Here is a 21676-nt window from a genome sequence, read left to right as displayed (position 1 = left end):
ATATGGCAACCCGGGGCGGATGCCATACATCACTTCGACTCGTCCTCGCCGACACCACGCCGATACCCTGGGCGTGTGAACGAGTCTGAGCAGCCGTCCCTGGTAGCCACCACCGTGGCACTCGATGCCGGGTCGGAGACGCTCGACGACCTGCTCGCGCTGCTGCCCGCCCGCCGGCGCGTTCTGTCCTGGGTCCGCCACGGCGAGGGCCTGGTCGGCTGGGGCACCGCCGCCGAGATCCGTACGTCCGGACCGGAGCGGTTCGCACACGCGACCAAGTGGTTCGAGGAGCTGGCGGCGGTCTCCACGGTCTCCGATCCCGTGCGCGAGCCCGGCACCGGCCTGGTCGGCTTCGGCTCCTTCGCCTTCTCGGACCTGCCGGGATTCTCCGTCCTCAAGGTGCCCGCGGTCGTCGTGGGCAAGCGCGGCGACACGGCCTGGGTGACCACCGTCGGCCCGGCCGCCACACCACCCCCCGACCTGACTCCGACGCCGGAGCCGGAGGCGCCGCGCGACGTCGTCTTCGCCGATGCGTACGTCGATGGCGAGCACTGGATGCGGATCGTCGCCGACGCCGTCGCCCGGCTCCAGGACGGAGACCTCGACAAGGTCGTCCTGGCCCGCGATCTGCTGGCCGCGGCCAGCGCCCCGATCGACATCCGCGCCGTGCTGCGGCGGTTGGCCGCTGCGTACCCGACCTGCTGGACGTTCCACGTCGACGACCTCTTCGGCGCGACCCCTGAGCTGCTCGTACGCCGCGAGCGCGGCCTGGTCACCTCCCGCGTGCTCGCCGGCACGATCTGGCCCACCGGCGAGGAGAACCTCGACCACGCCCTCGCCGCGTCGCTGGCGGAGTCCTCGAAGAACCTCGAGGAGCACGAGTACGCCGCCAGGTCGGTCGCCGACGCACTGGAGCCGCACTGCTCCTCGATGAACGTGCCCGACGCGCCCTTCGTGCTCAAGCTCCCCAACGTGATGCACCTGGCCACCGACATCACCGGCGTGGCCAGCGACGGTGTCAGCTCGCTCGATCTGGCCGCCGCATTGCACCCCTCGGCCGCCGTCGGTGGCACCCCGCGTGAGGACGCCGTCGCGCTCATCGCCGAGATCGAGTCGATGGAGCGCGCCCGCTACGCCGGTCCGGTCGGCTGGATGGACGCCACCGGCGACGGCGAGTGGGGCATCGCGCTGCGTACCGCCGAGTTGATCGACGACCGCACCGCCCGCCTCTTCGCCGGCTGCGGCATCGTGGCGAGCTCCGACCCGGAGACCGAGCTGGCCGAGACCCAGGCCAAGTTCGTCCCGATTCGGGACGCGCTGTCTTAACCTCCGTTCATGGAGAACTCGGACGGCCTCATCCGCACAGCCCTGCGTGAAGGAGAGGAGACCGCCGACCGGCTGGCACGTACGCAGCTGCTCACGATTCCGTTCCTGATCGTCGCGATGATCTCGGTGCCGGCCTTCCGGATCGTCCACGACGACGGCGAGGACGGCGACAGCTACGGCTTCTGGTCGGCGATCGCGTGGTTGGGCGACCGCCCCGACGACGCCCCGGGCGCCTACAAGCTGCTGATCGTCGCGGCGGTGCTGACGATCCTCTTCGCCGTGGCAGCCGCGGCGATGGGCCTCTACCTCGCCTACTCCCGGAGCAACCATCCCGGGATCGAGACGGGGATCGCGATCGTGGCGGGGGCGCTGCCGAGCGCCATCGCGATGATCGGCGTCGTGGCCCTGCCGGACGGCTCCGCGGTGCGGATGGGCTGGGGCGTACTCCTTCCGGTCTTTCTCGGCCTGTGGCTGGCCAACATGGTCCGCTCCGACGTCTAACCCAGCCGCGATAGATTCGGCGGCATGAGGATCACGAAGTTCGGCCATGCCTGTGTCCGGATCGAGCACGACGGGGCGGTGGTCGTCGTCGACCCCGGTGTGTTCACCCAGCCCGAGGCGCTGGATGGCGCGACGGCGGTGCTGATCACCCACGAGCACCCCGACCACTACAACCCGGCCCTCCTGGAGGGCAGCGACGCCCCGGTCTACACCATCGGCGCGGTCGCGGCGCAGATCCAGAAGGGCGCTCCCGCGGTGCATGAGCGGACCACGGTGGTGAAGCCGGGCGAGTCGTTCGACGCCGGGCTCCCGGTCACCGCGATCAACGAGAAGCACGCGGTCATCCACGCCGACCTGCCCCACTTCGACAACTCGGGCTACCTGATCCAGGCCGGAGACACGAAGATCTTCCACCCGGGCGACGCGCTCGACGGCCCCGGCCAGGCCGTGGACGTACTCTTCCTGCCGGTCTCCGCACCGTGGGCGCGCTCGGCCGAGTTGATCGACTTCGCCCGCTCCGTCGGTGCCTCCCAGACCGTCGCGATCCACGACCGGGTCTACTCCGAGGCCGGCTCAGGCATCTTCGACACCCAGGCGGCAGCGCTGATCCCGGCCGAGCGCGGCTACGTACGTCTCGCGGACGAGGCCGACCTCTGATGGCTCTCGTCGCAGTCCTGTACGCCTACAACGACCTTCCTGACGTACGCGCCGAGCATCTCGACGCACATCGTGGGTTCCTGGCGAGCCAGGACAACCTGGTCCTCTCCGGCCCGACCTCCGACGGCGGCGGCCTGCTCGTCTTCGAGGGCGACACCGCCGCGGTCGAGGCGGCCGTGGACGAGGACCCGTTCCTCGCGGTCGGGCTGATCAAGGAGCGTCGCGTCTTCGAGTGGACCCCGGTCGTCGGTTCCTGGAAGACCCAGCTGGGCCTGTGAGGACCGGGGGTCCGCCCGACGAGGATTCACCCCAGGGCGAGCGTCTGCAGGCGGTCGTACGCGCCGTTGAAGGTGTTCTGGTCCAGCGGTGACGAGGTGTACTGCCAGAACGTGTAGTAGCCCCAGCCTGCGGGCAGGGTGCCCGGCGTGCTGGCGTAGCGCGCGATCCAGAGCGGGTGGGCGCTGGCGAACTGCGAGGTGTTGCCGGTGCAGGTCGTCCACCAGTCGGTGGTCGTGTAGATGACCGCGTCACGCCCGGTGCGGGCGCGGTAGCGGTCCAGGAACGCCGCGATCCACGAGCGCATCGACGCCTGGGAGAGGCCGTAGCAGGTGCCGCCGCTGTAGGGGTTGTACTCGATGTCGAGCACCCCGGGAAGGGTCTTCCCGTCGGCCGACCAGCCGCCGCCGTTGTTGACGAAGTAGTCGGCCTGCGCCGCGCCGCCCGAGTCGGACGGGTTGGCGAAGTGGTAGGCGCCGCGGATGAAGCCCTGGTTGTAGGAGCCGTTGTACTGCTGCGGGAAGTAGGTGCTGTTCCGGTAGTAGGTGCCCTCGGTCGCCTTGATGTAGGCGAACCGCTTTCCCTGACCCCACCAGTAGGCCCAGTCGACATTGCCCTGGTGGCCGGAGACGTCGATGCCGCTCACGGTCGCCTGCGCGGTGATCGGGGTGTCGTTGGAGGTGCCGCCCGTGGCGTTCGAGCCGGGCGTCGACCAGCCGACGTACGCGCCGTGCTTCAGCGTGACGCCGTGCGACCTCGCCTTCTGAGTGAGGTGGCGGTCGTCCTTCTCGGCGGCGCCGGCGGACTGGGTCGGGGAGAGGGAGAGGGCGAGGAGGAGACCGGCGGCAATCGCGGTCACTCTCATGGATCTGCGGCGCGAAGGACTCATTGGCTGGGCCTTTCCCGAGGAGGAGACTTGCACTGAGAAGCGTCGTGACTGGGAAACATGGTGCCGCAACCGATGTCCCCCGGGGAATGTTTTCCGGTAAGCAAGTTACTCAACCAAACGGTTGACAACCGTCGAGCGGGGAGTCTAGCCTCGTTATCAACCAAATGGTTGAGGAGTACGAGATGAGCGAGGACAGACTCTCCCGAGTCTTTGCGGCCCTGGCGGACCCGACCCGGCGCGACCTGGTCGCCCGGCTCTCGTCCGCCGACGCAACGGTCGGCGAGCTGGCGGCGCCCTATGACGTCAGCCTCCAGGCGGTCTCCAAGCACCTCAAGGTGCTCGAGGACGCCGGCCTGGTGAGCCGGGAGTCGCGCCGCGCCCCCGTACGTCTCGAAGCGGAGGTGTTCGACCTCATGACCAAGTGGATCGAGAGATATCAGCAGCAGGCCGAGGAGCGCTACCAGCGCTTGGACGCACTGCTCGCCGAGATGCAGGAAAGCACGCCATCACGAGAATCATCACGAGCAGAGGACGCATCATGACCACCACGAAGCACGAGACCACGATCGAGGCCTCCAAGGAGACCCCGACGATCACCATCGTCCGCGAGTTCGACGCTCCCCCGGAGCTCGTCTTCCGCGCCCACGCCGAGAAGGAGCTGTACGCCAAGTGGCTCGGCCCGCGCGACGTCGAGATGAACATCACCGAGTGGGACTTCCGCACCGGCGGCTCCTGGGCCTACTCCGCAGAGCGCGACGGTGACGAGTTCACCCAGTTCTTCGGCAGCTTCCACGAGGTGCGCGAGAACGAGCGCATCGTGCAGACCTTCACCTGGCGCGGCGCGCCCGACGGGGCCTCGCTGGAGTTCCTCACCCTCGAGCCGCTCCCCGGCGGCCGCACCCGACTGACCGGCCTCAGCGTCGTGGAGTCCTTCGAGACCCAGGCCGCGATCATGGCCAGCGGCATGGAGAAGGGTGTCCTCCAGGGCTACGAGCAGCTCGACGAGCTCCTCGCGGAGCTCTCGTGAGCTCCCCCGATCTGAGCAGGCGCGAGCAGCACGCGTACGACGCTGCCCGGTTCGCCGAGATCGTCGGCTCCGCCGCCCCCGAGGACTGGGCCCGCCCCAGCCCGGTGGCGGCGTGGACCGCGCTCGATGTCGTCACTCACCTGGTCGAGTGGCCGCGCGACTTCCTCCGCGGGTCGGCCGGGGTGGAACTTGCGCCGCTCGACATCGCTGCGGACCCGGTCGCCGCCTGGAAGGCCCACACTGCCGACATACAGGATCTCTTCGACGACCCCGCCGGCCGGATGGTCTCCAACCCGCACATGGGCGACAAGCCGCTCGACGTGGCGCTCTCGGAGATCTACACCCCCGACATCTGGATGCACTCCTGGGACCTGTCCCGCGCCCTGGGGCGCGACTTCGACCTCGGCACCGAGCGTGCCGCGGCGATGCTGGCCGCCGCTGCAACCATGGAGGACGCGATGCGCGCCTCGGGTCAGTTCGGCCCTCGCGTCGACGTCCCGGCTGATGCGACTCCGCAGGAGCAGCTCCTCGGCTTCATCGGCCGGGATCCGTACTGGCGGGCCTGAGTCAGGACAGCGTCAGCGAGCCGACGCCGGAGGTGTAGTGGGTCGCGTACGTCAGCTGGACCGGCTCCGCGCCGGGTGAGAGCAGGATCGTGGCGGCCTGCTGGATGTAGTCGCCCTCGACGTGGACGCTGACGTGGCAGGCCCGCTCGGCGGGGATCTCGAAGGAGACGGTGCCCCAGTAGACGACGTACTGCCGGCCGTCGATGCTCGCGATCGGCGGCAGCTTGCCGGGGTTGTTCGCCAGCATCTTGTTTCCGCTGGTCAGGTGGAGCACCAGGATGCGCTTCGCGCCGGTGTAGTACTCGACGTAGGGCACCACGCCCGGCCACTGTGGCTGTTCGGTCACGGGCACACTGTGCCATGGCCGATCGGGTCAGCGGCTCAGGAACGGGCGAGCGCGCGGATCGCCAGGTCGAGCTCTCGACGGCCGTCCCGGGAGACCACTGCCTCGACGACCTCGATGCCGCCGTTCGGGGAGGCGAGGGCGGCCTCGAGCTCGGGCACGGAGGTGACCGCGAGGTGCGGGATGCGGTGGGCGGCGCAGAGCGCCTCCAGCGATGTCCCGTGCGGGGTGCCGAAGAGGCGCTCGAAGCTGTCGGCGTAGTCGTCGGCACCCTGCTCGAGAGAGGCGAAGATCGAGCCGCCGTCGTCGTTGGCGACGACGATGGTGAGGTCCGGGCGGACCTCCTCGGGACCGAGCAGGAGACCGCCGGCGTCATGCAGGAAGGTGACGTCGCCCATCAGCGCGAGCGCGCGCGTCGAGGACTCGCGGCCGACGGCGGCACCGATCGCGGTGGAGGCGATGCCGTCGATGCCGGCCAGGCCACGGTTGGCCAGCACCTTCCGGCGCCCGCCGACACGGTTGGGCCGCATCATCAGGTCGAGGTCGCGTACGGGATTCGACGGGCCGAGCATCAGCAGCCCACCGTCGGGCAGGGCGCGGGCAACGCATCCGGCGACGTCGTACGCCGTCATCTCCTGCTGCTCGTGGAGCAGCCGATCCAACTGGCGGCTGATCGTGCGGTCGGCCTCGCGCCACTCCTCCAGCCACGCCGGATCGGGCTCGCCCTCGACGTGGAGCCGGGTGCGGATCGTGCGGTCGACCCGGAACGGGCGCGCGGGCCAGACCCCCTCGACCGGAGCCGCGATGACCTCGATGTCGGCGCGGGCGAGCAGGTTGGTGACCGGCCGGGAGAGGGTCGGGTGGCCGTAGACGACGACCCGCTCGATCCGTTCGGCGAGCGGTGACTCGAGCAGCAGCCGGTAGGAACGCAGCGCGTTGTCGCCGGTGCGCGCGCCCGAGGAGGGCTCGGCGAGCAGCGGCCAGCCGCCGTCCTGGGCGAGGATCCGCGACGGCGGGCCGGCGTCGTCACCCGCGACGACGACCGTCCGCGGCGTCCCGGGGCCGGTCGGGATCGACTCGTGGATCATCAGCTCGGGGCGCGGCGGAGCCGGTCGGGGGTCGATGGTTCCCGGCTGCCAGCGGTCGGGCGGGGTCAGCGGGTCGTCGAGCTGGATGTTCCAGTGGACTGGGCCGCGGGCGGAGTCGAGCGCCGCGATGTCGTTCTCGGCGGGCACGTCGGCCAGGTCGCGGGTCTCCACGAGCCGGCCGAAGATGCCGACCTGGTCGGTGACCTGGTTGGCGCCCGTCTCCCGGAGCCGCGCCGGCCGGTCGGCCGTGACGACGGCCAGGGGCACCCCGGCGTGAGCGGCCTCGAGCACCGACGGATGCAGGTTGGCGACCGCGGTGCCGGAGGTGCACATCACCGCCGCGCGCGAGCCGACCTTGGTCAGGCCGAGCGCGAAGAAGCCGGCAGAGCGCTCGTCGATCCGGGTGTGCAGACGTACCAGCCCCGCTCGCGACGCGTCGAGAACGGCGAACGACAGCGGTGCGTTGCGCGATCCGGGTGCGATGACGATGTCGGTGACACGCGCCTCGAGCAGCGCGGTGACGACCGCCCGGGCGAGCTCAGTAGCTGTTGGCATTCATCCTCCTCGGGGCATTTCCCCGCCATGGCGGGGAAATGCGGCAACCAGGGCGACGGGTACCGCGCAGAATCCCGCCATGGCGGGAAAGTGGTCGACTCACCGAAGCGTTCCCCGGTAGGCACGCACGTCCGCCAGACGCTTGCGCCAGAACTCCGCGCGCTCCGAGGTCGCGTGCAGCGCCCGATCGGCGAGCAGGCGCTCGGGTGCGGGCGAGGTCGTCAGTACGGGCAGGACGCCGCCGGACGGGAGGAGCGGCGACGCGGCGATGTCCTCGGTGAACATCGAGACCGTGCCGAGCCCACAGGCGTAGGGCAGCTCAGGCAGCGCCGCGGCGAGGGCGATCCCGGCGGCCATCCCGACCGAGGTCTCCAGCGCCGAGGAGACCACGCATGGCAGCCCGATGTCCTCGGCGATCCGCAGACAGGCGCGTACGCCGCCGAGCGGCTGCACCTTCAGCACCGCCACGTCGGCGGCCTCGAGGTCGCGCACGCGATAGGGGTCCGCGGCCCGCCGGATCGACTCGTCCGCGGCGATCCGGACATCCACCTTGCGGCGTACGTCAGCGAGCTCCTCGACCGTGGGGCAGGGCTGCTCGACGTACTCGAGCCCGCCCGCGGCCCTGTCGAGCACGCCGATCGCGGCGAGCGCCTCGTCGACCGTCCAGAGTCCGTTGACATCGATCCGCACCTTGCCGGCGGGTCCGAGGGCATCCCGGACGGCCTCGACGCGGGCGATGTCGTCGGCCAGGCTCTGGCCCGGGTCGGCGACCTTGACCTTGGCGGTCGCACACCCGGAGCGGGTCACGATCTCGTGGGCGCGCTCCGGGCCGATCGCCGGCACGGTGGCGTTGACGGGCACCGTCTCACGTACGGGCGTCGGCCAGTCCCCCGCGGCCGCCTCCTCGGCGCAGCGCAGCCAGGGCTCGATCTCGGGGGTGTCGTAGTCGAGGAACGGCGACCACTCACCCCATCCGCCGGCGCCCTCGAAGACGAGGCCCTCGCGCTCGGTGATCCCCCGGAAGCGAGTCGTCATCGGCAGGGCGAAGACGTGGCCCTGGTCGGTCATCGTGCCTCCGCGTCGTCGGTCGTGGCCAGCGCGAGCAGAGCCTGCCGGTCGGGCTTGCCGTTGCCGAGGAGCGGGATCTCGTCGAGCGCGACGACCTGTCGCGGCGCCCAGGAGCGGGGATGCTCAGCGGCGACCCACTCGCGGACGGCGCCGGCGTCGATGTCGCCGACGACGAAGGCGACCAGGCGCTGTCCCCACTCCTCGTCGGGGGTGCCGAGAGCCTCCGCGGCATCGACGTCAGGATGCTCGCGGAGCCTTCTGGCGACGAGCGCCGCCGGGACCTTCACGCCGCCGGTGATGACCATGTCGTCGATGCGACCGAGGATCCGGAGCCGGCCGTCCTCGTCCAGGGTGCCGGCGTCGGAGGTGAGGAACCAGCCGCCCACCAGGGAGTTCGCGGTCTGCTCGGGGTCGTCCTGATAGCCGTCGAAGAGCGTCGGGCCGCTGATCCGGACCCGGCCGTCGGTGCCGATCGCGATCCCGACCCCGTCCAGCGGCATCGCGTCGTAGACACACCCGCCACAGGTCTCGGCCGAGCCATAGGTGGCGACGACGTCGACCCCGGCGCTCTCGGCTCGGGCGCGCAGCGACGGGTCGATCGGACCACCTCCGAGCAGCAGCGTGTGGAAGCCGGCCAGCGCTGCGAGGTCGTCGCCGCCCGACTCGATGATCCGGTGCAGCTGGGTCGGCACCATCGACACGAACCGAGGCCCGTCGGCCATCGCCGCGGCGGCCTCGGCGAAGGACTCGTGGGCAGCGGCGATCACCGGCTCGAACCCGGCAAGCAGCGAGCGGGCGATCACATTGGCCCCGGCGACGTACGACTCCGGCAGCGTCAGCAGCCACTGCCCGCTCGCCCCGACGCGCCGCGCCGACGCTGCTGCCGACGCCGTCACGGCCTCTCGGGAGAGCATCACCCGCTTGGGCTTGCCCGTCGATCCCGAGGTCTCCACGACCCAGTGCTCCGGGCCGCCTCCGGCGAGCCACTCGGCCATCGCGGCGACGGTCTTCTCAGCCCGTACCACCGCGTCGTCCACACCCCAACGCTATCTCCTGCGGTGCGGGGGTTCGCGGGCGGCCGTCGGCTGTAACACGCTGTTCGTAGCACTATCCGGTCGTTCCGATAGGGCGAGTAGTACAACGAACAGCGTGTTACACCTCGCGTCGGCGCGCTACTGGCCGCGGATGTTGAAGTCGCCGACGAGGCCGTGGTGGTCGGACTCCAGCTTGAACGTGGCGTGGCGGGTGGGAGTGGCGGTGGCGCTCGAGCCGAGGAGCCAGTCGATGGTGCCGCCGCCGTCGTGGGTGGCCCAGCCCTGCGGAGGCGCGCCCAGCGTCTCGAAGGAGGAGGTCATCCCGGCCTTGGTCATCAACGGCTTCGGGCCCCACGGATCCCCGTCACCGCCGTTGCGCGGGTAGGGCGAGTTGAGGTCGCCGGCGACGAGGACCGGGCCGTACTTCTGCAGCCCCTGGGCCAGTCCGGCGAGCTTCGCGAAGCCGCGCTGGGCCTCGTTCTTACGCGCCTGCGGGCTCTTGGCGGGCGAGGTCATCGTGTGGGTCGAGATCACCGAGATGCGCCCGGAGCCGTCGCTGCTGGCGAGAACCACCCAGGTGGCGTACCTGTTGTCGTTCTTGACGCCGGTGACCGGCTTGGTGAGCTGGACGGTGCCCTTGTCGACCGCCACCCAGCGGTCGGTACGCCACATGACGACCGGACTGAGAGCCTGGCTCCGGGTGCCGTACTCGTCCGCCGAGGCGCGATAGGTGCCGTAGCCGCGCACCGAGAGGTCGGAGACCGACCGTGACTGGGCCTCGTTCAGGGAGACGAAGTCGGGTCCGTGCTTCATGACCTTGGCCAGGTCGGAGCGGTATCTCGAGCTGGACATCGAGACCTTGATGTTGGCCTGCGCCAGGCGCACCTGCGGGCCGGAGACGGCGGCCGGGGAGGCGCCGACCTGCCCCGCACCGGGCAGCCCGGCGACCTGCTTGGTCGTCTCGAGGGTCTTGCCGATGTTCTTGTCCAGCCAGGCCGCCGGGTCCACCTGGTCCTGCAGGTAGCCGCCGCCGTGCGGGTGCACCTCGAAGTGGAGGTGGCAGCCGGTCGAGTTGCCCTCGCTGCCGACCTGCCCGATGACCTGCCCGGCCTTCACCGTCTGCCCCGCGGCCACCGAGAGCGACTGCATGTGGCCGTACCACGTGGTCAGGTTGCCGGGCGCCGTCTGCACCTTCACCAGCCAGCGTCCCGACCAGCCCCAGCTGCCGCCCGACTCGATCACGATGGTGCCGCCGTGGGCCGCCTGCACGGGCGTGCCGCACGGCGAGGAGTAGTCGTTGCCGGTGTGCATGTTGGCCCAGTTGGAGCCGGAGTTGCCGTAGTTGTCGTTGTCGACCGCGAGGCCGGCCTGGATGGGACGTACGACGCTGGTGCTGATCCCGGCCATGCCGATGGTGCAGGACACGTCGGTCGCGGTGGCCGTCAGGTCGGCGGCCGAGACCCCGTCGGCGAGCGCTGCGACGAGCGCACGCGCCTCGTCCTCGTGCTGGGCGTACGCCAGCGGGAACGCCGAGCGCTGCACCGCCTGCGCCGCCGCGGTGACCTGCATCTTGCGCCAGCCCGGGATGTCGAGGAGGCCGGTGTTGCCGGTGTGGGCGGCCACCCCGTAGAACGCCTGGGCGGACTTGACCGGGTTAGTGATGTCGGCGACCGAACCCCATCCGGAGACCGGACGCTGCTGGAAGAGACCCTGCGAGTCGCGGTCGCCGTAGCTGAGGTTGCGCAGGGTGCTCTCCTGCATGGCGGTCGCGAGCGCGATCACCCACCCGTAGGCGGGCACACCGGACTGCTTGCCGACCGCCACGATGGTCCGGGCGTTCTGGATCTGCTCGGTGTTGAACCCGGCGATGCTGCCCTCCGGGATCTCACCGTCCGGCCCGAGGTTGCCGGCCTGGATCGCGTTGGTCCCGCCGACACAGCCCGACTCGGCCTGGTCCTGGGTGCTCTGCTCCGTGCTCGCCAGACCACCGATGAGGATCACCAAGGCACCCGTGACCACCAGGACGAGCGTGGCCGCCCCGGCCACGATCCCCCAGATCAGACGCGCCTTGAAGATCCACATCGGTCTCATCCCCCCGGAAGAATGTTCGCGACGTACCAGACGTTGTCGACCAGCGTCAGGTAGACGATGACCTTGGGACCATCCGTGGTGACCTCGACGCGTGCCTCACCGTCGGTCTGCTCGAGCACCTTCGCGGGGCCGACCACCTTGGTCGCCGGCACGGTCGCCGGGTCGGTGGTGCCCAGGGCCTGGGCCAGCGACTCGTCGGGGCGGGCGGCGTTGATCCCGGCCCACCATTCGTCGGTGGTCAGGTCGGGACGGGCCCAGGCGGCGACGAACTTGGTCGCCAAAGGTGTCGGGTCCGGGACGGGTGCCGGCGAGCCGGTCGCGGAGGCGCTCTGCTGCGCCGACGCGGAACCCCGCTCGGGCTGGGCGGCCGGCTCGGCGTCGGGAGCGTCGCTCCACTGGGCGATGAGCCAGATGACGAAGACGATGCCGACAACCACCGAGAAGAACCGGAACGGTGACCTCATGGGCCACCTCAGCACCGGCGCGATGACCTCCCACAGCACACCACGCGTCGTTGTCGACCGCACTAACGGGCTCCTCCTTCAGACCAGCTCGGACCGTTGTCGACGGGCACCGAGCGGTTCCCGTTCGGTGAGTAGATGACGAAGACCGCGTTGCCGTCGGCGTCGTAGTCCACGTTGGCCTCCGCCACCGGCGACTGTCGCGGTGGCTCCGGCTCGCGGTCGGCGTAGGCGCCTGCGGTGTAGTCGACCGGGCTCGGCGCCTCGGGACGGTCGTTGTTGTAGACCTGCCCGGCGGCGAACCCAGGGCGGGCCTCGTCGCGGAAGGACGGCTCGTCGCGCTCGACGGAGCGCGAGTCGAACCACTGGCCGGCCACCCGCTCGCCTTCCTCGCCGCTCATCGAGGACCCCAGGGCGTACGTCGGTGTGGCGCTCGCGCTCGCCCCGGCGCCCAGCGCTCCGGCGGCCGACACCGGAGCCTGGTTGGGTACCTGCTCGGCGACCATCGTCGGTCGCCTGCCGGTCAGCTCGTGTCCGGGCATGTAGACACCGCCGGGGCTCGAGACCGATCCGGTGCCTGCCGGGCCACCGCCCGGGACGGGCGGTCGGTCGGCGTTCGCGTCGCTGACCCCGGCCTCGGCGCCCGCCCGGGTGCCGACGTACGAGGAGAGCATCGAGGTGAGCCGGCCCATACCCGGCAGTGGGATCCCGTAGGCGGCCGGTCGGGTCAGGCGCCAGGCCAGCACGGTCAGCACCGCGATCAGCCCCAGCTTCAGCACGAACCACATCGTCGAGGTCAAGATCGCCGAGTCCAGCCGCAGCAACAACAACGCGACCAGGAAGTAGATCGGGCCCATCACCAACGGACCCACCACCCGCTTCAGCATCGCCACCGCCGCGTCCCGGGTGTGGTCCAGCATGAACAACACCCCCGCCGCCGGCGCGAACGGCACGATCAACCGGATCAACGCGAACGACAACAAGATCGCCAGCCCGGCCACCAGCAAGAACCCACACACCACCACGACCACGGCCAGGTTCACCAACGCCGTGGTCGCCCGCTGCGACCAGTGCTCGCCCTTGAAGTACTCGTACGCCACCGGATCGGACTTCTTGACCGCCTCGGCATGCTCCTTGAAGGCGTCCTGCTTGGCCTCGAGGACCTTCTTGCCCTCGCCGTTGGGATCCTTGCGGTAGGTGTCGTACTCCTGCCAGGAGAAGTGCGTGGACCGGAACACCCGCGGCCCGTACGTCTTCGCGGTAGCCGAGTCCGGGTCACCGAAGGCACCGGCCAGCCAGGTGCGGTACTGCGTCGACCGCACCACCTCGTCCATCTGGCCATCCACGGCCTCGACCGCATCGGTCTCACCGAACTTGTCGTCGTTGACCCCGGGCACCGTACGACCGTCGTTGAACCCGGTCGCGATCATCCCCGTCGCCGACCGGACCCCGTCATCGACCAGCTTGGTCGACTCCACCGGATACTGGATCAACCACGAGGTCACCACCAGCACACCCAGCGCCCAACCCGCCGCCGTGACCGCCCGCGCGAACCGGCCATCACGCGCCCGGATCATCACCGTCGCCGCCACCAGCAACAACACCACGCTCACCCACGGCGCCCACACCCCATTGGTGACCGCCTCCGAGGCCGCCACGATCGGGTCGTCCAACGCCTTGAGGAAGGAGTTCTCACCGATCACCGCGTTCAACAACGCATGCGACCAGTTCGGCAGGATCCCCGAGATCTCCAACATGATGTTGCCGATCGAGGTCCCCGCCCCCGCGACGAACTGCCCCGTGCACCCGTTGTCATAGGTCCACCACTGCGGCGTGGTCCCGTAGGCCGACTCCAGCGAGACCTCGTCCTTGTTACGGAACGGATCCAGCTCGTCGTTGATCTCCTTCGGGTCGTTCAGCTGCGTACCCGCCTTCGACGCCGCCCCCAACGCCGTCATCCGCACGATGAAGCTGCCATCCCCGTAGGGAGAGGCCGGCATCGGCGCGTCCAGGTTGTTGCACGCATCGCTCACACCCGAGAGGCCACCCGTCGGATCGAACGGGATCGGGATGTCGATCCCCTTCGGCCCCGCTGCCGCCGCCGGCCCGGCGACGGACAGCAGAGCAACCACGAGTACGACGAGGGCAGCCGCCCTACGGCGCAGGGGTGTCCTGTGGTGAGCGGGGCGCGGCTGCATCAGCCGATCCCATCCCCGGAAAGCTCAGACGTGGGGAGATCGACCGGGTCGCCGCCGATGGCTCGACTGACGCGGCGGGTGGGGTCGGCGGTGGTGTTGAGCGCCTCCTGCAGACCCGGGTGGTGGTTGAGGGTGACCTTGATGATCTCCATGCCGCCGTGACCGGTGTCGCCACCGAGGCCATCGCGGTAGATGAACTCGCGGTAGCCGAGCTGCTCGTCGCCGCGCCTGGTGCGCGGCGAGAGTCGCGCCAGGATCGACTCGTAGCCGAGCCCCTCGGGCTTGCCGAGCAGCTTGAGCGCGTCACGCTGGGCGCTCTCGTCCTGCGTACGTCCCACGAAGGCCGCCCCGACGAAGTTGTTGATGTCGGAGCCCAGGATCGCGGAGGCGTTCTGGGTCGAGACCAGCGCGGCACAGTTGTTCTTGCGGGAGTCGCTGGAGAGCTTGTGGACGAGGGCGCGACCGGTGCCGCCGGAGGCCTGGGTGACCTCGTGGGCCTCGTCGAGCGCGAACAGCTTCCGCTCGTTGGGGTCGCTGCGGTAGATCAGGTGCAGCGCGGACCAGGCGGCGAGCGTCATGATCGGGCGCGCCATCTGCTCCTCGGCGCTCCACTCCTCGCGCGGCACGTGCTCGGGCGGGGTGTTGAGTCCCTTGAGGTTGTAGAAGGTGAACGGCGTGCCCTTCAGCTCCTCGTCGGACTGGAGGAAGTCGTTGCCGAAGAAGAGGCGGCCGAGCTCGCGCTCGCGGGCGGCGGCGAGCTCGCGGCCGATCTCGTGGTCGCCACCGTCGCCCTCGAAGAGCATCTTCACGATCGTCGAGGTGTCGGCGCCACGGTCGGCCTGCGCCTCCATGACGCGGGCGCGGATGCGCTTGAGCACCTCTTCGTTGTTGGCCAGTCCGACCGGGAGGCAGGAGCGGAGCACCGAGACGGTCAGGTCGCGGCGCTGCTGCACGGCAGCCGATCGCTCCCGGTGGAGCCGCTCGGCGAACTCGTGGTCCGACATCGCCTCGGCCCGGATCAGCTCCGGGTTGGGGTCGGGGACGACTGCGTACGGCGACAGGCTTCCCGGCCGACCGCCGAGGACGTCCACGCTGCGGGCGCGGGCGGGCACCTGCTGGCCGTTGAAGATGCCGCCGCCGATCTCGGGCAGCGTCATCAGCCGCTGCAGTCGTCCGGCCGGGTCCATGGCGACGCCGTGGATGCCTGACAGGATCGACATGTAGATGACGACGCCCATCAGGGTCGACTTTCCGGAACCGGGCGTGCCGACGAGCGGGATCAGGCCGGCCTGCTCCATGACCTCGGTGAGGTACCACGGGTCCATCAGGACGGCTCGGGACGCCATCGCTGAGGTCTCGCCGAGGTAGAAGCCGCGCTTGTCGCCGACCTCGGCGGTGACCGCCGGCAGCCCGGCGGCGACCTTGAGCACCGGGAACTTCCGGGCATGCGCGGTCGAGGCGAGCGGCTCGCCCGGGACGAACTCGCGAGCCAGGTGATACTGCCCCAGCTGGCGGGTGATCTTGATCTGGGGCCGATAGAGGTCGACCACCTTCTGCGCCTTGTCGAGCGCCTCCGCCTCGCTGCGGCCGGTGACGGCGATCCGGTACCAGCCCCTGGTCCGGGTGGACAGGCCCGTGAACTCCGAGCGCATCTCGTCCTCGACGTCGGCGGCCCTGCCGGCCTGACGGGAGAGCTGTTTGGGAGGCCGCTTGCCGTGGTCCTCGGACCAGTGGCTGACCTGGCCGTCGATGCGGCGAGTCAGGGACGCCATCTCGCGGGAGACGTCCTCCGGCGAGCGGGGCTCGACCCGGAACGACCACTCCACCGGGAAGCCGAGGGCGTCGGTCTTCGCCATCCACGGCGCGTGGGTCTCCGGGACCTCGATGTCGCCGATCCGGGAGACCGTCAGCACGCACACGTGGCTGGTCTCCTGGCGGCCGCCGATGCTGCTGGTGACCTGCACGGTCGGCGCCAGCGGCTCTGCCGACCAGGCGACCGACTCGAACCACTCGGCCATGTCGTCGGTGTCGAGGAAGTTCTGCTGGGCCTCGCCCGGCTCGGGCACCGGGATCTTGGCGCCCAGGGAGAGCGAACGGGCGATCATCCACTCCATGTCGTGACCGACCGCAGGCCGCGCCGAGAAGCCCGGGCGCGACATCACTCGGTTGACCGTGTCGAGGCGCTCGCTGATCGCAGCCATCTCACGCTCGGCGGCGCTCGCGGAGAACTTTGCCAGCGTCCTCACCGTCGCGTCGCGGCGGCCGAGGTCGACGCCGTAGTAGACGAGCTTGTCGGCCTGGCTGTGGGCGGCCATGTGGGCCTGGTTGCGCGCCATCATCTCCTCGAACCCGGGCTGCGGGTCGGGAGCGTTGGCGAACGCGGCGTGCGCCCAGTGACGTACGGGATAGGGGCGGGTGGTGACCCGGCCGTGGACCGTGTTGCCGACCAGGTCGGCCAGCTGGCTCGCCTGGTCGGTGATCAGGGCCTCGAGGTCGGAGTGGGCGCGGAACGACCAGGTCTGCGGCTCGGCGAGGTACCAGGCGATGATGCGGTCGCTGGTGAAGGTCAGGTGACCGCGCACCTCCTCCAGCGCCCACTTGTCGCCTCTGGGCTCACGGACGCCCTTCGAGTCGTCGCCGCCCCGGCCGAAGACGCTCTTGCGTCCCGGCTTGGGCTTCTCGAAGCCAGGCCCGTAGGCCCGCTCCGTTCGCGGCCGCCTCATGCGGTTCCTCCGTCGTTGGGTGCGTCGTCGCCGTCGAGGCGCTTGCGGTAGTCGTCCACACTCTGCGGGCGCCCGTCAGGCACCGCCCGCTCGTCCTGATTGTCCCTGGGACGGGTACCTCCCGAGGGCGCATCGTCGAAGTCGTCCCATTCGTCGGCGTCGTCCCACTCGTCGACGTTGTCGAACCGTGGCTCCGGTGCGATCACCACTGCCGGCCTGACCGCGTGCGAGAGCGGCAGCCGGGCGGGCTTGGGTGCCGGCTCAGGCGCAGGCTCCGGTTCGGTCTTCGGTTCGGTCGTCGGGGCAGGCTGTTGGGCCGCCGGGGCCGTCGCAGGCGGTGGCGGAGGAGGTGGCGGGGGTGGCGCAGTGGGCGGTGCCGACTGGGCCGGGGGCGGAGGCGGCGGTGCAGCGGAGGTCTCAGCAGCCGGAGCCGGGGGCGCGGGCGGAGCGGCCGGCGCGGGCGGCGCGGGCGGAGCGGCCTGAGTCTTCGGCTCGGTCGGCTCGGTCGGCTCGGCGGACGGCTGCGGGCGCGACACGGGCTGCTCCGGCTCCTGCCGGGCCTGCCACGGCGCACCGCCCTTCCACGGAACGTCGCGCGGCTCACGCGGCGAGGAGGACGGCCGGCTCGACCAGCCACCCTTCGCCGGACGTACGCCGGTGGCGTGCTGCTGCCTCGCAGGCTGAGCCTCGGGCTGGACCGAGAGATGGGCCGGGAGCGGCTCCTCGACGACCTTCGCCTCGATCACCGGCCGCACGGGCGCGGCCTTGCCGCGCACCGGCTGGGGCTGGACGCGGGTCTGGACGCTCGGGGTCGAGGCGACGACCGTCGCCTCCAGCAACCTCGGCGAGGGTGTGGCGCCCGGCTGCTGCGCGAACCGCCGGCCGGGCCGCCGCATGGCCTTCGCCCAGCCGCCGCGGGGGCTCGTGGCGTGCCGGAAGGCGACCGCCGCGCCGCCTGCGTACTGGGCGCTGGTCTCCACGCGCGGCGTGGTCAGCTCGTGCCAGAAGGTCATCAGCCAGGCGCCGGCCGAGCTCTCCGAGCTGATGTAGTCGGAGGCCTTCATCGAGAGGTAGGAGGCGCCGATCAGCCACAGCCCCATGCTGAGCAGCGTCACCGGCATGCCGAGCTTGCGCAGCAGCACAAGCGTCAATGGTGCGATCACCAGAAAGAGGAAGATGGTGCGATAACGCATCTCCCCGATGTAGCGACGAGGGGGACCGAGATAGGTCTGGTCGACCTCGTACAGCTCGTCGTCGTCAGGCAGCCTCATCCCCGAGATCCCTCCCTGGGTTAGCTAACGGGACCGGGTTCACCCCTTGAAGAGACCAGCCATCCACTGACCGAGGTCCGTGGCGTTGTTGCCCACGGCCAGGCCGAGGACGCCGAGACCGATGATCAGGCCACCGACGATCGTGACGGCCTTCGAGATGTTGCCGCTGCGGGCAGCCCACAGGACCGTGACGCCCAAGATCAGGACGACCAGCGTGATGATGTTGTCGGTGATCCACTCTGCCAGGCCGCCGGTGCCATACTCGGCGGCTTGTGTCTGAATCAACTGGTGCGGTGCCATTGTTCTGCTCCCTTTCCCGAGGTGAGGTGTGGTTGCCGGATCCGTCCGGAAGTATTCGGTTGTCCCGGCCGGCGCAGCCCCATGCGGCACCGGTGGGTGGGGGCGCCTTGCCCCTCCCGCGGGCTGACGCAAACTCCCGGGCATCGGCATTCTGGACAAACGCCACCGCCATGTGAGACGAGCGTAGTCGCCAGACCGCCGTAGCGCACCTCGTTCCACCTGACGACACGTGCACACCGCGCGCGTACCAGCACTCGATGGACCGCGTCACCCGGACGTCATGCCGCCCACCGGACCGCTGCGCACGACACTGTCCCGCTCAGCGGTCTCCTTCGCCGTATTCTTGCGAGGGGAGGCTAACTTCGGGGAATCTATATCCCGGAGCAACCTCGCGAGTTTCGCGCGCTTGCGTCCGGATTCGCGAATTCACTCCACATTCAATCGGATTTCTCGGGAGGACGAGCTCACATGGACAAGAAGAAGATCTTCATCGTCATCGGCGCCCTGTTCGTCGGGTTCTGGCTGTTCACCGATCCGCAAGGGCTGACCAGCACGATCTCCGCAATCGCCGGCGGCATCTGGGGCGTCACCACCGACGTCTTCGGCGGCGTGATCGGCACGATCGAGGGCTCCACCCGCTGACCTCGGCCGCAACCTACGCCGACGCACGGGCGTCGGCGCGATGGACTCCTTTTTCCTCGCTGCCCGGTTTGGGGACCGTTCAGCACAGAAAACTGTTTGACGTCGAACCAGGCGATGACAAGACTGCGCTTGTCTCGATGTCAAGATAGTTTGGAGTCGTCTTGTCCCCTCACTTCATCCGGTTGAGGGACAAGGTCCTCTCAGACGACCCGCTCATCCGGGCGATGTCGTACCAGTCGGTGCTCTCGGCCTTCGCCGAAGGCACCTTTCTCACCGGTTCGGCGGTCTTCTTCACCCAGATCGTCGGCCTCTCCGCCGCACAGGTCGGCCTCGGTCTCACGATCGCGGGCGCTGCAACCTTCTTGTTCGCCGTCCCCCTGGGCCGACTCGCGGATCGTCTCGGCACCCGGTTCAGCTGGATCGCCGGTGCCGTCCTCCAGGCGCTGCTGTTCGGCGCCTGGGTGCTGGTCGGCAACTTCGCCGCGTACGTCGCCGTCGAGGTGCTCCTCGCGCTCGCGTCCTCCTGGCAGAAGTCGGGTCGTGACGCCTACCGGATCTCGGTCTTCCCCGCAGCGACCCGGGTGCGCTCGTTCGCCTACATGCGTGCTGCCCGCAACGTCGGCTACACGCTCGGCGCGCTGGCCAGCGGTCTCGCCCTGGCCGCCGACTCGAACACCCTGATCAAGGCCATCCCAGTGCTGACCGCCGTGGTGCTGCTGGTCAACGCCTACTGGATCTCGCGCCTCCCCCGCCTCGCCACCGCTGCCTCGCCCGGCGACCTGAAGCCGGACGTACGCGACCGCCTCGGCGCCCTGCGCAACCGCGCGTTCCTCGCGACGACCTTCTTCGACGGCGTGCTCGGCACCCATCAGGTCCTGCTCAACGTCGTCATCCCGCTGTGGCTGGTCCAGGAGACCGACGCCCCACGGGTGCTGCTGGCGTGGCTGTTCGGCACCAACACCGTCATGGCCGTCGGGCTGCAGGTCATCGCCGCCCGTGGCGTCACCGACGTGACGACGTCCCTCAAGGCCCAGCGCCGCGGCGCACTCTGCTTCCTGGCCTCCTGCGCGATCATCGCGGTCACCCACGACACCGTCGGCCTGATCACGATCGCCCTCGTCTGGATCGGCCACGTGACCGTCACCGGCGCCGAGCTCTTCCAGTCAGCCGGCGAGTGGGGTCTGATCGCCGACCTCTCCGATCCGGAGCACCGTGGCGACTACCAGGGTGCCGCTCAGGTCGGCTACACCCTCGGCACCGTCTGGGCCCCCGCGGCGTACACCTTCCTGGCCATGGAGCTCGGCCACCTCGGCTGGGCCATCATCGCCGGGATCATCGTCATCGCCGCGATCGGCGTCCACCCCTCCGCCCGCGCCGCCGAGCGCTACCTCGCCCGACAGACCCAGCCCGTCCCCGCGCCGGCGTAGCGCCTTCGCGGTCGGGGCAGTCCCGGTGTAACACGTCGTTCGTAGTACTACTCGCCCTATCAGAACGACCGGATAGTGCTACGAACAGCGTGTTACACCCGCGCCCGAAGCCGCCACGGGGCCACCAACCATCCACAGGCCCAGGCCGTGCCGGAGTTATCCACAGCGCAGCTCTGAGAGGTCGGCAGGTGTCGGCGCGAGACCACAGGCTAAGGCCTATGAACCCACGCATCCAGGCGATCATGGCGGCCAATCATGGCCTCATCACCCGCGACCAGGCGCTCACCGCCGGCCTCGATCTGAACGCGATCCATCGATACCTCGAGAGCGACACGTGGACCGTGGTCCGCCGCGGGGTCTATGCCGAACGGACGTACGTCGAGAGCATCACCCTGCCCACAGAAAAGCGACGCCTTCGCGACCGGGCCGCCTGCGCGGCGATCACGGTTCCGTTCGTACGTAGCCACGAAACGGCGGCCCTCGAGCTCGAGATGGGCATCCTGCTACCCATGAAGCCTCAGACGCACGTCACTCGCCAACCTGTGGTCGGCACCCACAACAAGTGGGGCGTGAAGCATCACCTGGCGCCCTACTCGGACGATCAGGTGACCCGAGCGAACGGGTTCGACGTGCTGGGTCCTGCCCGGACGGCGATCGACATCGCTCGGGAGCACGGCCGGCCGTACGGGGTTGTGGCCGTCGACTCCGCCAGGCGGATGGGGGCGTCCGTCAACGAGCTCTGGGAGATTCTCGACCACATGAGGCATTGGCCCAACCGCCGTCTGGCGCGGGAGGCCATCGAGCTCTCGTACGCGGGGGCCGAGTCGGTCGGCGAGTCCCTCACCCGCGACGTACTCGAAGAGATCGGGCTGACCGGGATCGAGACCCAGTTCGAGATCACGGACGGCGTACGTACCGCCAGGTTCGACCTCCGGGTGGGCCGTCACCTCTTCGAGTTCGACGGCCGGAGCAAGTACACACCCGCCGCAGCTGGAGGTCTGGCACTCCGATCGGTCGACGACATCCTGGCCGAGGAGAAGACCAGACAGGACTGGGCCCACGGCTTCCATCTCGGCATGTCACGAGTGGAGTGGGACGATCTCTTCGGCCGCAACCGCACCTATCTGAAGGATCGCCTGCGCCGGGAGTACCTGACCACATGCCGAGCCTTCGGCACCGACATCTCCGACCTGGAGCGATTCCGAGTACGTCGCCCGAAGGCGGCGTGAGGCC

Annotated in this window: 21 protein-coding genes; 10 read left to right on the top strand and 11 right to left on the bottom strand. The window is 69.8% G+C overall.

Translation table 11 applies throughout. The annotated features are described in order from the left end of the window. Nucleotides 1-75: 75 nt before the first annotated feature. Genes ACIO3S_RS03515 through ACIO3S_RS03500 form a run of 4 tightly spaced genes read left to right on the top strand, consistent with a single transcriptional unit; the run spans nucleotide 76 to nucleotide 2762 of the window. A complete protein-coding gene (locus ACIO3S_RS03515) occupies nucleotides 76-1326 on the top strand; it encodes an isochorismate synthase MenF (RefSeq protein ID WP_400459491.1) in 1251 nt (416 codons plus the stop codon). 9 nt (nucleotides 1327-1335) lie between these two features. Beyond that, the gene (locus ACIO3S_RS03510; RefSeq protein ID WP_400459488.1) at nucleotides 1336-1827 is read left to right on the top strand and encodes a hypothetical protein; all 492 of its coding nucleotides are present in this window, start codon (nucleotides 1336-1338) and stop codon (nucleotides 1825-1827) included. 24 nt (nucleotides 1828-1851) lie between these two features. Beyond that, nucleotides 1852-2484 carry an MBL fold metallo-hydrolase gene (locus ACIO3S_RS03505; RefSeq protein ID WP_400459485.1) on the top strand — a complete coding sequence of 211 codons (633 nt, stop codon included), beginning with the start codon at nucleotides 1852-1854 and terminating at the stop codon, nucleotides 2482-2484. Beyond that, nucleotides 2484-2762 carry a YciI family protein gene (locus ACIO3S_RS03500; RefSeq protein WP_400459483.1) on the top strand — a complete coding sequence of 93 codons (279 nt, stop codon included), beginning with the start codon at nucleotides 2484-2486 and terminating at the stop codon, nucleotides 2760-2762. Before ACIO3S_RS03505 ends, ACIO3S_RS03500 begins: the two co-directional genes overlap by 1 nt. A 26-nt stretch (nucleotides 2763-2788) precedes the next feature. Here ACIO3S_RS03500 and ACIO3S_RS03495 read toward each other — a convergent pair whose 3' ends face one another. After that, nucleotides 2789-3625 (bottom strand): GH25 family lysozyme, encoded by an 837-nt coding sequence (locus tag ACIO3S_RS03495; RefSeq protein WP_400459480.1) that lies wholly within the window; start codon nucleotides 3623-3625, stop codon nucleotides 2789-2791. A gap of 206 nt (nucleotides 3626-3831) precedes the next feature. On the opposite strand from ACIO3S_RS03495, the gene ACIO3S_RS03490 reads away from it, so the two are divergent. From ACIO3S_RS03490 to ACIO3S_RS03480, 3 genes are read left to right on the top strand one after another with little or no spacing between them, the layout of a single operon-like run. Further along, nucleotides 3832-4191, top strand: coding sequence for a metalloregulator ArsR/SmtB family transcription factor (locus ACIO3S_RS03490; protein ID WP_160025692.1), 360 nt, complete (start codon nucleotides 3832-3834; stop codon nucleotides 4189-4191). Beyond that, on the top strand, nucleotides 4188-4676 hold the full coding sequence (locus ACIO3S_RS03485) for an SRPBCC family protein (RefSeq protein WP_400459476.1): 489 nt from the start codon (nucleotides 4188-4190) through the stop codon (nucleotides 4674-4676). The genes ACIO3S_RS03490 and ACIO3S_RS03485 overlap by 4 nt, the downstream gene beginning before the upstream one ends. Next, entirely contained in the window at nucleotides 4673-5242 is a 570-nt protein-coding gene (locus ACIO3S_RS03480) for a TIGR03086 family metal-binding protein (RefSeq protein ID WP_400459473.1), read from the top strand. The genes ACIO3S_RS03485 and ACIO3S_RS03480 overlap by 4 nt, the downstream gene beginning before the upstream one ends. A gap of 1 nt (nucleotide 5243) precedes the next feature. Here ACIO3S_RS03480 and ACIO3S_RS03475 read toward each other — a convergent pair whose 3' ends face one another. The 10 genes from ACIO3S_RS03475 to ACIO3S_RS03430 all read right to left on the bottom strand — a co-directional run bounded on the left by ACIO3S_RS03475 (nucleotide 5244) and on the right by ACIO3S_RS03430 (nucleotide 18374). Continuing rightward, entirely contained in the window at nucleotides 5244-5588 is a 345-nt protein-coding gene (locus ACIO3S_RS03475; protein WP_350836808.1) for a hypothetical protein, read from the bottom strand. Nucleotides 5589-5623: 35 nt separating this feature from the next. Further along, the gene (menD, locus tag ACIO3S_RS03470; RefSeq protein WP_400459469.1) at nucleotides 5624-7228 is read right to left on the bottom strand and encodes a 2-succinyl-5-enolpyruvyl-6-hydroxy-3-cyclohexene-1-carboxylic-acid synthase; all 1605 of its coding nucleotides are present in this window, start codon (nucleotides 7226-7228) and stop codon (nucleotides 5624-5626) included. A gap of 99 nt (nucleotides 7229-7327) precedes the next feature. Continuing rightward, nucleotides 7328-8296 (bottom strand): o-succinylbenzoate synthase, encoded by a 969-nt coding sequence (locus tag ACIO3S_RS03465; RefSeq protein WP_400459467.1) that lies wholly within the window; start codon nucleotides 8294-8296, stop codon nucleotides 7328-7330. Next, entirely contained in the window at nucleotides 8293-9333 is a 1041-nt protein-coding gene (locus ACIO3S_RS03460) for an AMP-binding protein (protein ID WP_400459464.1), read from the bottom strand. Before ACIO3S_RS03460 ends, ACIO3S_RS03465 begins: the two co-directional genes overlap by 4 nt. A gap of 135 nt (nucleotides 9334-9468) precedes the next feature. Beyond that, a complete protein-coding gene (locus ACIO3S_RS03455; RefSeq protein ID WP_400459461.1) occupies nucleotides 9469-11412 on the bottom strand; it encodes a peptidoglycan DD-metalloendopeptidase family protein in 1944 nt (647 codons plus the stop codon). Nucleotides 11413-11417: 5 nt separating this feature from the next. Then, entirely contained in the window at nucleotides 11418-11885 is a 468-nt protein-coding gene (locus tag ACIO3S_RS03450) for a hypothetical protein (RefSeq protein WP_400459458.1), read from the bottom strand. 62 nt (nucleotides 11886-11947) lie between these two features. Continuing rightward, on the bottom strand, nucleotides 11948-14080 hold the full coding sequence (locus tag ACIO3S_RS03445; protein WP_400459455.1) for a hypothetical protein: 2133 nt from the start codon (nucleotides 14078-14080) through the stop codon (nucleotides 11948-11950). Then, a complete protein-coding gene (locus ACIO3S_RS03440) occupies nucleotides 14080-16803 on the bottom strand; it encodes an ATP-binding protein (RefSeq protein WP_400459452.1) in 2724 nt (907 codons plus the stop codon). Before ACIO3S_RS03440 ends, ACIO3S_RS03445 begins: the two co-directional genes overlap by 1 nt. Further along, nucleotides 16800-18074, bottom strand: a complete 1275-nt coding sequence (locus tag ACIO3S_RS03435; RefSeq protein ID WP_400459449.1) for a hypothetical protein — start codon at nucleotides 18072-18074, stop codon at nucleotides 16800-16802. Before ACIO3S_RS03435 ends, ACIO3S_RS03440 begins: the two co-directional genes overlap by 4 nt. A 39-nt stretch (nucleotides 18075-18113) precedes the next feature. Beyond that, a complete protein-coding gene (locus tag ACIO3S_RS03430) occupies nucleotides 18114-18374 on the bottom strand; it encodes a hypothetical protein (RefSeq protein ID WP_350713473.1) in 261 nt (86 codons plus the stop codon). A gap of 468 nt (nucleotides 18375-18842) precedes the next feature. Between ACIO3S_RS03430 and ACIO3S_RS03425 the strand changes: the two genes are divergently transcribed. The 3 genes from ACIO3S_RS03425 to ACIO3S_RS03415 all read left to right on the top strand — a co-directional run bounded on the left by ACIO3S_RS03425 (nucleotide 18843) and on the right by ACIO3S_RS03415 (nucleotide 21672). After that, a complete protein-coding gene (locus ACIO3S_RS03425) occupies nucleotides 18843-19016 on the top strand; it encodes a hypothetical protein (RefSeq protein ID WP_160025706.1) in 174 nt (57 codons plus the stop codon). A gap of 161 nt (nucleotides 19017-19177) precedes the next feature. Further along, nucleotides 19178-20443: an MFS transporter gene (locus ACIO3S_RS03420; RefSeq protein ID WP_400459445.1), complete on the top strand. Its 1266-nt coding sequence runs from the start codon at nucleotides 19178-19180 to the stop codon at nucleotides 20441-20443. Between the two features lie 218 nt (nucleotides 20444-20661). Next, nucleotides 20662-21672: a type IV toxin-antitoxin system AbiEi family antitoxin domain-containing protein gene (locus ACIO3S_RS03415; RefSeq protein ID WP_400459442.1), complete on the top strand. Its 1011-nt coding sequence runs from the start codon at nucleotides 20662-20664 to the stop codon at nucleotides 21670-21672. The last annotated feature ends 4 nt before the right edge of the window (nucleotides 21673-21676 follow it).

Source organism: Nocardioides sp. NPDC087217 (assembly GCF_044744805.1).
Lineage (GTDB): Bacteria > Actinomycetota > Actinomycetes > Propionibacteriales > Nocardioidaceae > Nocardioides.
Note: the sequence above shows the minus strand (reverse complement) of the source record. Positions and strands in the feature narration are given on the sequence as shown.

Bases quoted from the DNA above. Each gene is read 5' to 3' on its own strand.
- ACIO3S_RS03510 (WP_400459488.1), top strand. From the start codon at position 1,336: ATGGAGAACTCGGACGGCCTCATCCGCACAGCCCTGCGTGAAGGAGAG.
- ACIO3S_RS03505 (WP_400459485.1), top strand. From the start codon at position 1,852: ATGAGGATCACGAAGTTCGGCCATGCCTGTGTCCGGATCGAGCACGAC.
- ACIO3S_RS03500 (WP_400459483.1), top strand. From the start codon at position 2,484: ATGGCTCTCGTCGCAGTCCTGTACGCCTACAACGACCTTCCTGACGTA.
- ACIO3S_RS03495 (WP_400459480.1), bottom strand. From the start codon at position 3,625: ATGAGAGTGACCGCGATTGCCGCCGGTCTCCTCCTCGCCCTCTCCCTC.
- ACIO3S_RS03490 (WP_160025692.1), top strand. From the start codon at position 3,832: ATGAGCGAGGACAGACTCTCCCGAGTCTTTGCGGCCCTGGCGGACCCG.
- ACIO3S_RS03485 (WP_400459476.1), top strand. From the start codon at position 4,188: ATGACCACCACGAAGCACGAGACCACGATCGAGGCCTCCAAGGAGACC.
- menD (WP_400459469.1), bottom strand. From the start codon at position 7,228: ATGCCAACAGCTACTGAGCTCGCCCGGGCGGTCGTCACCGCGCTGCTC.
- ACIO3S_RS03465 (WP_400459467.1), bottom strand. From the start codon at position 8,296: ATGACCGACCAGGGCCACGTCTTCGCCCTGCCGATGACGACTCGCTTC.
- ACIO3S_RS03455 (WP_400459461.1), bottom strand. From the start codon at position 11,412: ATGTGGATCTTCAAGGCGCGTCTGATCTGGGGGATCGTGGCCGGGGCG.
- ACIO3S_RS03450 (WP_400459458.1), bottom strand. From the start codon at position 11,885: ATGAGGTCACCGTTCCGGTTCTTCTCGGTGGTTGTCGGCATCGTCTTC.
- ACIO3S_RS03445 (WP_400459455.1), bottom strand. From the start codon at position 14,080: ATGCAGCCGCGCCCCGCTCACCACAGGACACCCCTGCGCCGTAGGGCG.
- ACIO3S_RS03440 (WP_400459452.1), bottom strand. From the start codon at position 16,803: ATGAGGCGGCCGCGAACGGAGCGGGCCTACGGGCCTGGCTTCGAGAAG.
- ACIO3S_RS03435 (WP_400459449.1), bottom strand. From the start codon at position 18,074: ATGAGGCTGCCTGACGACGACGAGCTGTACGAGGTCGACCAGACCTAT.
- ACIO3S_RS03430 (WP_350713473.1), bottom strand. From the start codon at position 18,374: ATGGCACCGCACCAGTTGATTCAGACACAAGCCGCCGAGTATGGCACC.
- ACIO3S_RS03425 (WP_160025706.1), top strand. From the start codon at position 18,843: ATGGACAAGAAGAAGATCTTCATCGTCATCGGCGCCCTGTTCGTCGGG.
- ACIO3S_RS03415 (WP_400459442.1), top strand. From the start codon at position 20,662: ATGAACCCACGCATCCAGGCGATCATGGCGGCCAATCATGGCCTCATC.